This is a genomic window from Streptomyces agglomeratus (assembly GCF_001746415.1).
Classification (GTDB): domain Bacteria; phylum Actinomycetota; class Actinomycetes; order Streptomycetales; family Streptomycetaceae; genus Streptomyces; species Streptomyces agglomeratus.
In genome coordinates, this window is record NZ_MEHJ01000001.1 from 4,425,938 (window position 1) to 4,436,157 (window position 10,220).

General features: G+C 74.3%; 7 protein-coding genes. 4 read left to right on the top strand and 3 right to left on the bottom strand.

Annotation, left to right across the window (positions count from 1 at the left end; all coding sequences use genetic code 11):
• Positions 1–32 precede the first annotated feature (32 nt).
• Positions 33–2,123, bottom strand: a complete 2,091-nt coding sequence (locus AS594_RS19315) for a HelD family protein (RefSeq protein WP_069930618.1) — start codon at positions 2,121–2,123, stop codon at positions 33–35.
• 312 nt (positions 2,124–2,435) lie between these two features.
• Here AS594_RS19315 and AS594_RS19320 point away from each other — a divergent pair, with 312 nt between their 5' ends.
• Positions 2,436–2,633 carry a hypothetical protein gene (locus tag AS594_RS19320; protein ID WP_069932517.1) on the top strand — a complete coding sequence of 66 codons (198 nt, stop codon included), beginning with the start codon at positions 2,436–2,438 and terminating at the stop codon, positions 2,631–2,633.
• 218 nt (positions 2,634–2,851) lie between these two features.
• A complete protein-coding gene (locus tag AS594_RS19325; RefSeq protein ID WP_069933861.1) occupies positions 2,852–4,054 on the top strand; it encodes a glycosyltransferase 87 family protein in 1,203 nt (400 codons plus the stop codon).
• Between the two features lie 96 nt (positions 4,055–4,150).
• Here AS594_RS19325 and AS594_RS19330 read toward each other — a convergent pair whose 3' ends face one another.
• Positions 4,151–5,806, bottom strand: a complete 1,656-nt coding sequence (locus tag AS594_RS19330; RefSeq protein ID WP_069928224.1) for a DNA repair helicase XPB — start codon at positions 5,804–5,806, stop codon at positions 4,151–4,153.
• A gap of 103 nt (positions 5,807–5,909) precedes the next feature.
• Between AS594_RS19330 and AS594_RS19335 the strand changes: the two genes are divergently transcribed.
• Positions 5,910–6,443, top strand: a complete 534-nt coding sequence (locus AS594_RS19335; RefSeq protein WP_069928225.1) for a VanZ family protein — start codon at positions 5,910–5,912, stop codon at positions 6,441–6,443.
• Positions 6,444–6,516: 73 nt separating this feature from the next.
• Here AS594_RS19335 and AS594_RS19340 read toward each other — a convergent pair whose 3' ends face one another.
• On the bottom strand, positions 6,517–9,066 hold the full coding sequence (locus AS594_RS19340; protein ID WP_069932515.1) for a helicase C-terminal domain-containing protein: 2,550 nt from the start codon (positions 9,064–9,066) through the stop codon (positions 6,517–6,519).
• 78 nt (positions 9,067–9,144) lie between these two features.
• On the opposite strand from AS594_RS19340, the gene AS594_RS19345 reads away from it, so the two are divergent.
• Complete coding sequence (locus AS594_RS19345; protein ID WP_069932514.1) at positions 9,145–10,218, top strand: hypothetical protein; 1,074 nt, start codon at positions 9,145–9,147, stop codon at positions 10,216–10,218.
• The last annotated feature ends 2 nt before the right edge of the window (positions 10,219–10,220 follow it).

Consider the following 10,220-nt stretch of genomic DNA (forward strand, 5'->3'; position numbering starts at 1 on the left):
CGGAGCCCGGCAGCTACCCCGGGGCGGTGAGGTCAGGTCAGGGAGGAGGGGAGCGGGGCCGTGTGGACGACGGTCAGACCCGAGACCGCTCGGGTCAGCGCCACGTACAGGCGGCGCAGACCGGTCCGCTCGTCCGGCTCTCCCGCCACCACCGCCGCCGGCTCGTCCAGCACCACGTAGTCGTACTCCAGGCCCTTGGCCAGCGATGCCGGCACCAGGGTCAGGCGGGACTCCGCGGTCGTCTCCTCGCCGGGCGAGAGGTACGCGTGGCCCGCCGCCGTCAGGGCCGCCGCCAGTTCCCCGATGCGCGCGTCCGCCGCGATAAGGCCCGTCGACCCCTCGTTGCGCAGCGCCTCGGCGCACGCCGCCACCACGGCGCCCGACAGGTCGGCGGCGGTCACCTGGCGCACCGCCAGCGCCCCCGCGCTCTCCCGTACCGACGACACCGGCGCCAGCCCCGGCGAGATCTCCGGCAGCAGCCGCGACGCGTACGCGATGACGTCGCGCGGCACGCGGAACCCCGCCGTCAGCTCCTCGACCGCCGCCTCCGGCTTGCCCAGGTGCCGCAGGGCCTGCGCCCAGCTCGCCGTGGCCCACGGCGTCGTGCCCTGGGCCAGGTCGCCCAGTACCGTCGCCGAGCCCGTCGTGCAGCGGCGGCCCACCGCCCGGTACTGCATCGGCGACAGGTCCTGCGCCTCGTCGAGCACGACATGCCCGAGCGAGTGCGTACGCGAGATGAGGTCCGCCGCCTCGTCCAGCAGCACCACGTCCGCCGCCGACCACTTCGCCGACTTCACCGAACGCGCCGGCTTCGCCCACAGGATCCGCTTCTGCTCCTCCGCCGACAGCACGCCCTCCGCGTGCTCCGCCAGGAAGTCCGCGTCGGACAGCAGCCGCAGCACCAGCTTCGCCGGGTCCACCGCCGGCCAGATCGCCTTGACGGCCGCCTTCACCGCCGTGTTCCGCGCCACCGCGTCCTGCACCCGGTCGTCCGGCGCCTCGCCCGCCTGCTCCATGCGGACGAGCACCGCGTGCGCGATGCGCTGCGGCAGGGCGTCGTGGGCGGCCCCGTAGCGGATGTCGCGGGCCAGCAACTCGCCGACGATCTCCTCCAGTTCGTACGCCGGAACCCGCCACCTGCGCGAACCGCGCACCACCATCACGGGCTCGGTGGGCACGGCGGTGACGTGCGAGCGCAGCGCCCTGCGCAGCACCTCCGCCATCCGCGCGTCGCCCTTGATGACGGCCGCGTCCGCGTCGTCCGCGCCGCGCACCTCGCCGTGCACCGCCACCAGGTCGTCGACCGTCGCCTGCTTGACCTCCAGCTCGCCGAGCGCGGGCAGGACCTGCTCGATGTAGTGGAGGAAGGACTTGTTGGGGCCGATGACCAGCGTTCCGGTACGGGCCAGCCGGTCCCGGTGCGCGTAGAGGAGGTACGCGACGCGGTGCAGGCCCACCGCCGTCTTCCCGGTGCCGGGACCCCCCTGCACGCAGACGCTGCCGGACAGGCCCGACCGTACGATCTCGTCCTGCTCGGGCTGGATCGTCGCCACGATGTCCCGCATCGGGCCGACGCGCGGGCGCTCGATCTCCGCCTGGAGCAGCTTGCTGGTCCGCTCCGCCTCCGCCGGGTCGGACAGGTGCTCGTCCTCGTACGCCGTGAGTTCGCCGCCCGTGTAGCCGAACCGGCGGCGCAGGCCGACGTCCAGCGGGTCCTTCTTCGACGCGCGGTAGAACGGCTGGGAGACGGGGGCGCGCCAGTCGATGACCATGGGGTCGCCGTCGGCGTCGTGGACGTGCCGGCGACCGATGTAGAAGCGCTCGCCCTCAGCGCCCTCGGCCTCTTCGGCGCCGACGACGTGCAGGTAGTCGAGGCGGCCGAAGAAGAGCGGCGTGTGGGAGAGGTCGGCGAGCGACTTGATGCGTTCCTCGATCTGGGCGCCGAGGACGACGGCATTCACCCAGTTCGCGGTGACGTCGCGGATGTCGAGGGCCTCCGCGTCCTCGCGCATGGCGCGCAGCGCGGCGCGCGAGGCGGTGAGGTGGGCGCGTTCGCGGCTGAGGGGGTCGGCGGAGCCGGCGGGGGCGTCGCGGTGGGACGTGGCGGGGTCGGGCGCGGGCACGGTCTTGCCTCCGGAGGGGTGCACGTGGGTGTCGCGCGGGATCACGTAGGGGATCACGGGCGTGGACCGGCCGGTTTCCGTCCGGGCGGCGGCGCTCCTCGGAGGGAGGCGGGAAGACGGGGGAGTGTAGTCGGGGGGCCGTGGCGCGGGCCAATGGTTTTCCGTCGCGGGGGCGGCGGCGGGGACGGCACGGCGCCCGCCACTGGGGCGCGGGCCCTAGGGGTTGGCGTCAGACCGCGGGAGGAGGCGGGGGGTGCGGAGTTCAACCCCTGGACCGTTGTACGTGAAATGTCCGGTATCCATCATGGAGACATGAGCGCAACGACCTTCACCCCAGGCCCCTCCGCCCGCCTCGACCACCCCTCCGGTGGCGCCACCGCCCTGGCCGCCGGCCACTCCGGCCGTCCGTTCGGCGCGGCGCTGCGCGCACTCAAGGTCTTCGCGGCGGCGGCGTTCAGCGTGGCCGTGCTCGGGGAGTACGCGCAGGAGGCGGGCGTAAAGCGGCGGTGAGGGGGGCGGCCTTCCGGACGGCGCTCCGGACGGCGTTCCGTGGGGCGTTCCGGACAGTGCTCCGGACAGCGTTCCGGGCGGCGTTCCGTACCCGGACGCCCGTCTGCGCCCGCGGATCCGCCCGCTGATCCACTAGGGTCGCGGCCGTGGAAAAACGGAGCGTGACCCCCCGATCACCGGTCGTACTCGCCGTCGCGGCCCCACTGCCCGCCGGCGTGCTGCTCGCCGTGTCGCTGGCCACGCTGGCCGCCCTGTGCGTACTCCAGCACATCCCCATGGCCGACACGCTCGTCTACCGGGCGGAAGGCGCGGCCGTCGCGAACGGCACCGACCTGTACGGGTTCACCGTCACCCAGTGGCAACTGCCCGCCACCTACCCGCCGTTCGCCGCGATCCTCTTCGTACCGACGACCTGGCTGCCGATCGGCGCGCTCAAAGTCGCCTTCGCCGTCGGCAACACCGCGCTCCTCGCCCTCCTCGTCCACCTCTCCTGCCGGTTCGCCCGGCTTCCGGCCACGCCCGCGCTCGTACTCGCGGGCACGGCGGTCGGCGTGTGGTGCGAACCCGTCTTCCAGACGATCGTCTACGGGCAGATCAACCTGGCCCTGGTCTGCCTCGTTCTGTGGGACCTGACCCGTTCGGACGACGCGATCGGCAAGGGTTTCGCGCTCGGCGTCGCGGCGGGCGTCAAGCTCACGCCCGCGATCTTCATCGTGTACCTGATCCTGACGGGCCGGGTACGGGCCGGTCTGACCGCCGTCGCGTCGCTGACCGGCACGGTGCTGCTCGGCGCGCTCGTACTGCCGCACGCCAGCGTCGACTTCTGGACCCGGCGGGTCTTCGAGACCGGGCGGGTCGGCAAGGCGTGGATCGTCGACAACCAGTCGCTGCAAGGGCTGCTGGCCCGGGTACTGCACCATCCCGAGCCGGGAGCCGTGTGGCTGGCGGCGGCGGTGCTGATCGGCGCGGCCGGGCTGTGGACGGCGCGCCGGGCGGCGGTGGGTGCGGTGGCCGGGACGGGCCGCGAGACGTGGGGCGTGCTGGCCACCGCGCTGACGGCGCTGCTCGTCTCGCCGATCAGCTGGTCGCACCACTGGGTGTGGTGCGTGCCGTTGCTCGCGGTGCTCCTGGCGGAGGGGAGGCGCGGGGCGGCGGTGGCGGTGGCCGGCGTTTTCCTGGCCCGCACGCTGTGGCTGGTCCCGCACGAAGGCCCGCTGGACCTCCGGCTCCCGTGGTGGCAGCAGCCACTGGCGTCCCCGTACCCGCTCCTGGGCCTGGCCCTGCTGGCGTACGCGGCGATCCCGCCCCGCACCTCCCGGCCTCACCCATTCCCGCGCCCGGCCGGGGTTCCTTCACCCACCAGGCCGGACGATGCCACCCGGGTGGGCAGGGGAAGCCCGGTCGGCAAGGAGAGCCGGTGAGCGGTGCGGACGGGGCGGACGGTGCGGACGGGGTGGGCGCGGCGGGCGGGGCGGCCGGGCGCCGGCCCGTTGGCCCGCGCCCGTCCCGGACCCGGGTTACGGCGTGGTGCCGTCCTCTGCCATGAGTTCGTCCGCGTCCACGATGCGGTACGCGTAGCCCTGTTCGGCCAGGAAGCGCTGGCGGTGGGCCGCGAAGTCCTGGTCGATCGTGTCGCGGGCGACCACCGAGTAGAAGTGCGCCTGGTGTCCGTCCGCCTTCGGGCGCAGGACCCGGCCGAGGCGCTGGGCCTCCTCCTGGCGGGAGCCGAAGGTGCCCGAGACCTGGATCGCGACCGTCGCCTCGGGCAGGTCGATCGAGAAGTTGGCGACCTTCGAGACGACCAGCACGCTGATCTCGCCCTGCCGGAACGCCTCGAAGAGCTTCTCCCGCTGTGCGTTGGACGTCTCGCCCTTGATCACCGGCGCGTCCAGGTGCTCGCCCAGCTCGTCGAGCTGGTCGATGTACTGGCCGATGACCAGGATCTGCTGGCCCGCGAACTTCCGTACGAGCGCCTCCGTCACCTTCCGCTTCGTCGCGGTCGTCGCGCAGAACCGGTACTTCTCCTCCGTCTCGGCGGTCGCGTACGCGAGCCGTTCCGTCTCCGTGAGGTTGACCCGGACCTCGACGCAGTCGGCGGGCGCGATGTAACCCTGCGCCTCGATCTCCTTCCACGGCGCGTCGAAACGCTTCGGCCCGATCAGGGAGAAGACGTCCGACTCGCGGCCGTCCTCGCGCACGAGCGTCGCCGTCAGGCCGAGGCGGCGCCGCGCCTGGAGGTCGGCCGTGAACTTGAAGACGGGCGCGGGCAGCAGGTGCACCTCGTCGTACACGATCAGACCCCAGTCCCGGGAGTCGAACAGCTCCAGGTGCGGGTAGATGCCCTTCCGCTTCGTCGTCAGGACCTGGTACGTCGCGATGGTGACCGGCCGGATCTCCTTGCGCGTACCGCTGTACTCGCCGATCTCGTCCTCGGTCAGCGATGTCCGCTTCACCAGCTCGTGCTTCCACTGGCGGGCCGAGACGGTGTTCGTGACGAGGATCAGCGTGGTGGCCTTGGCCTGCGCCATCGCGCCCGCGCCGACCAGCGTCTTGCCCGCGCCGCAGGGCAGTACGACCACGCCCGAGCCGCCGTGCCAGAAGCCCTCGACGGCCTGCTTCTGGTACGGGCGCAGGGCCCAGCCGTCCTCGGCCAGGTCGATCGCGTGGGCCTCGCCGTCGACGTAACCCGCAAGGTCCTCGGCCGGCCAGCCCAGCTTGAGCAGCGTCTGCTTGATCTGGCCGCGCTCGGAGGGATGTACGGCGACCGTGTCCGCGTCGATCCGGGCGCCGACCAGCGGCTGGACCTTCTTCGAGCGGAGGATCTCCTCCAGCACCGGGCGGTCCGTCGAGGTGAGGACGAGACCGTGGACCGGGTGCTTGGAGAGGGTGAGGCGGCCGTAGCGGGCCATCGTCTCGGCGACGTCGACGAGCAGCGCGTGCGGGACCGGGTACCGGGAAAACTCGACGAGCGCGTCGACGACCTGCTCCGCGTCATGTCCGGCGGCCCGCGCGTTCCACAGGCCGAGTGGCGTCACCCGGTACGTGTGGATGTGCTCCGGCGCCCGCTCCAGTTCGGCGAAGGGCGCGATGGCCCGGCGGCAGGCGTCGGCGAGCTCGTGGTCGACTTCGAGGAGCAGCGTCTTGTCGCTCTGGACGATGAGGGGTCCGTTCACGCGGGTTTCGGCCCTTTCTGCGGCAGGTCGGCCGGTACGGCCAAACGTCCAGTGTGCCGCATCGCGTGCGGTACGGGTCGGGACTCGGGGTAGGTGGGTGTCCATGACAGCTGAAGCGGATGAAGCGGACGGCACGGAACCACGCCGCTCCTGGGGGCGGGCGCTGCTGCGGGCCCTCGCGGTCGCCCTGGCTTTTGTCGGGCTCGTACTCTTCTCGGCCGTACTGGCGCGGCTGACGCTCGCGCCCTCGCACGCGTCGGAAGCCCTGGTCACGACCAACCTGCGACCCGGTGCCTCCCTGCGGCAGTACGCCGAGGACTACACCTTCCTCGCCGCCTGCAAGCAGATCGGCGGCAATCTCCTGCTGGGCATGCCCTTCGGCCTGCTGCTGCCGGTACTGGTGCCGCGCTCGCTGAGGATGCTGCGTGTGGTGGCTCTCACGGTCGTGGTGATGGTGCTCGTGGAGCTGGCGCAGGGGGCGATCGTCGCGGGGCGGGCCTTCGACGTCGACGACGTCATCCTCAACACGACGGGCGCGCTCATCGGCTACTTCCTCCTCGGCCGCCGGATCGGCCGGGCCGTGCACGCGAAGCGCGCGCCGCGCCGGGATGCGGACACGGTGCCTCTGGGCAAGTGAGCGAGCTCGCACGTGGACGGACCGGAGGAGCGCGGCCCCGGGTGCCGGTCGGCGCCCGGGACTCCGGCCCGGGCTAGGGGCTGTCCGCCAGTTCCGCCACGCCCGTGATCCGGTGCAGGGGGTACGTGCGGACCTCGTCCGCGGTGTGGTCGTACGCCGTGACGAAGCCGCCCTCCACCCGGACCGGCGCGATCACGCGCTGGCTCGCCGCGCCGTCCGCGTTGACGTACCCGATCCACACGGCCGAGCCGGTGAGGGCCGCGGCCTGCACCGTGGCCAGGGTCTCCGCCGACGAGGTGCGCGGCAGCTCGCCGACCGGCGCCGCCTCCGGAGCCTCCTTGCGCACCGCCGTGGATGCCATGTCGCCCGCCCGGATCGCCCGCAGCGCCGCGCCCAGGAGCGTCTCGTCCGGCGTCGGCGGCCCCTCCGGCACCGGTACGGGCGCGGTGCGCGGCGGGGTCCGGTAGGCGTGGGCCCGCGTGATCAGCACGTCTCCGGCCGCCGACTCGGCGGCGGGCGCGAACCCCATGCTCCGCAGGCCCTCCAGCAGCGTCCCCGGGTCGCTCTGCGCCGCCAGCACCGTGGGGGCCAGGCGCCGCAGCCCCAGCGGCTGGGACCGCTTGTCGGCGAGGATCTCGCCCAGCATGGCGTCGTCGTCGCACCGCACGTACGCCGACGCCGCCCCGATCCGCAGATGCCCGTGCTTCCTGGCCACGTCGTCGATGAGGTAGGTCAGCGGCTGCGGCACGGGCGTACGGCTGTGCTCGGCCAGGAAGGTGTGCAGGTCGGACGCGGCCCGGCCGGCGTCCAGGGCGCGCCGTACGGACGCGGGCGTGAACCGGTACACGGTCGCCCCGCCCTTCGACTCCACATCGGCGAGGACGTCGAGCGTGTCGGCCAGCGGGCGGCGCAGCGGCCCCGGTGCGACGGCGGTGAGGTCCGCCTGGAGCAGTACGTGGTCCAGCGGTTCCGGGATCAGCGGCGCGAGCAGCGCGGCGGCGCTCGCGGCGGCCGCGGCCTCCTCCACGTCGCTCCCCCGCGTGGGGGCGCCGCCGGTGGCCGACAGCGCGCGCCCGTGCGAGGAGAGGGCCCCGCGCCCGGTCACCCCGAGGAGTTCCGCCTCGGTCAGTGTCCACAGCGCGATACGGGAGCGCAGGTCACCCGGCGTGCCGGTGGAAGCGGCAGCGGAGGCCGGGGGGGAGGCGGACGCGGGAGCGGTCGCGGCCCCCGCACCCCTCAGTGGCCGCTCCCACCGCAGCCGCGCCAGCATCTGCTCCGGGGCGGGCGCGGACCCCTCCGGCAGGCCGGCCATGAGCGCCAGGACCCGGCGGCGTACCTCCGGGGCCGCCGAGCGGTCCAGGTCGGGGCCGAGCGCGGCCAGGACCCGGCCCTTCGCGTCCTGGCTGCCGATCAGGCCGGCGGTACGGGTGGCGTGCAGCCAGGCGGTGGCGAGGCGGGTCCACTGGTCCTGTGGCGGGAGGTCGAGCCATTCGTCGTACGCGGGCGTGGCGGCGTACCGCTCGGACGCCTCGCCGTCGGACGCCAGCAGCCCGGCGGCGTAGGCGAGTTCGACCCAGAAGGCCGCCGTGTGCTCGGGCACGTCGAGCGCGGCGGCCGTCCTCTTCAGGTCGCGCACGCTCAGCCCGCCGGAGCGCAGGACGGCCGGGCCGCCCTCGTTCCAGTCCTTGAGCAGCTCCTCGACGGTGGCCAGCGCGGTGTACGCCTGACCCGCCGCCGTACTGTCCACAACCTGTGGACGGTACGAGTGGGCCGGCTCGACGGACGGCGGCACCGGCTCCGGCACCCGGTGCGCGCGCCCGGCGCGCAGATGCAGCGCCGCCTCGCGCGGCAGCACGACCGTACGCAGACTCGTCGGCAGCAGCAGCCCCCGGTCGCGCAGCCACCGCACGGGCGGCGCCGGGTCCGAGGTGACCTCCCCGTACGGCGGCCCCCACACCAGCCGCTCCAGCACCATCAGCGCCTCGGGCGGCGCGGTGTCGAGCAGCGCGGACATCCGGGCGCGGTCGTTGAACAGCTCCGCCAGCGCCGTGACCGCCGACACCGGATCGTGGGTGGGCGGCAGTCCCGCCGCCGCCAGGGTCTCCTGCCATCGTCCCGGCGACATCCCCGCGGTCGCCTCGGCGACGGTCGGGCCGAGGCCGGTGGGGGACGGGTGCGTGGGGGAGGGGGCGAGCAGCTCGCGGGCGGTACGGACCAGGCGGAGCCGGTCGTCGGCACCCCACAGCAGTGCCTGGTCGCGCAGCACGGCGACGGCTCCCGGCAGCGCCGCCTCGACCGCCGGGTCGCCGTCGTCGCCGGTCATCAGCGCGCGCAGCGCCTCGTACGGCGCCGGATCGGGGGCCACGGCCAGCGCCTCGGCGGTCTGGAGCGTGAACCGGTCGAGCCGTTCCAGGGCGCGCACGACCGAGGCGCGCGTCGCCGCGCGGGTCGCGAGCTGCGACACGTCGTTCGGCACGGGCGAGAGCAGGTCGGGCCGGGCGCGCAGCAGCGCGGCCAGGGACGCGTCGCCGCGGTGGCGCAGGGCTTCCGCGAGCGTGCGTGGTGGCGTTGCGCCTGTTCCTTCGGACACGTGCGCCTCCTGGTTGCGCTCGCCGGTCCCCATCCGCCCCACGGTAGCCGGTGTGGCGCTACCGTCGGTGCAGGCAGTTGGAGGTTGGAGGGCGAGGGGACGGAACGGCGCGTGGGGATCGAGAGCGATCAGCTCGTCTACGACTACCTGAGCCGGGTCGGCGACCTGGCGCAGCAGCAGAAGCTGCCCGCGGCGACGCGGATGCGGCTGGTGGCCGGGCTGCGCGACGAAATCGACCGTCAGCGCTCGAAGTTCGGTACGCCGGACTCCCCTGCGGCGGTACGCCGCATCCTGGGCCGGATCGGTCCGCCGGCCGAACTGGTGGCGCGGGCGGCGTCGGACGAGGCGGGGCCGAGGCCCGCGGCGGCGCAGCCGGTCGTGCTGCCGGAGCAGCGGGACACGTCGAAGGGGCGCGGGTGGATTCCCCGGCCCCGCGACCGCGACCCCGACCGCGACTCCGGGCGCGCCAAGGGCGGAAAGGGCGCCAAGGGCGGCAAGGAGCGCGGCGCCGAACTGCCGGACACCGTGGACCAGCCCGCCGGCGCCTCGCCGCCGCACCTCGCCGGGTCGGACGAACTCGGCCCGCCGGGCAGCGAAACCGACTGGTGGCGCGTCGAACCGGGTCCCTTCGGCCTCGGCGACACCGTGCCCGGGTTCACCGGCGGCGTGGAGATCCCCGAAATACTCAAGCCCCCGCCGGCGAAGGACGACGAGGACGGGGACGGCGACGAGCACGGGGAGGACGGCGAGGGCACCGCCGCCGGGGTGGAATCCGCTCCTCGCCGCCGCTTTCCGCGCCTGCGGCGACGTACCGCCGCGCCCGCCGCCGTGGTGGCGCCCGAAGCGGCACGCCCGCCCGCCAACGTCCTGCTCCTGCTCGCCGCCGCGCTGCTCGTGGCCGGGGCAGTACTCGGCAACCTGCTCGCGCTGGGCGGCGGTTGGCTCCTCGCGTACGCCTCGCGGCGCATCAGCCGCGCCCAGGCGAAGTGGGCGGTGCTGGGGCTGCCGGGGCTGGTCGCTGCGGGCGGGCTCGTGTGGCTGTGGGGCCGTACCGAGGGCCGGTGGGGTGAGCCCGTCGCCCGGGGCGCGATGGGCGAGGCGGTCTCGGACGTGTGGCCCGTGGTCGTACGGGCCGCGGCCGTCGCCTCCGCGCTCTACCTGGTGTGGCGGGCGCGGAGGCGGTAGCG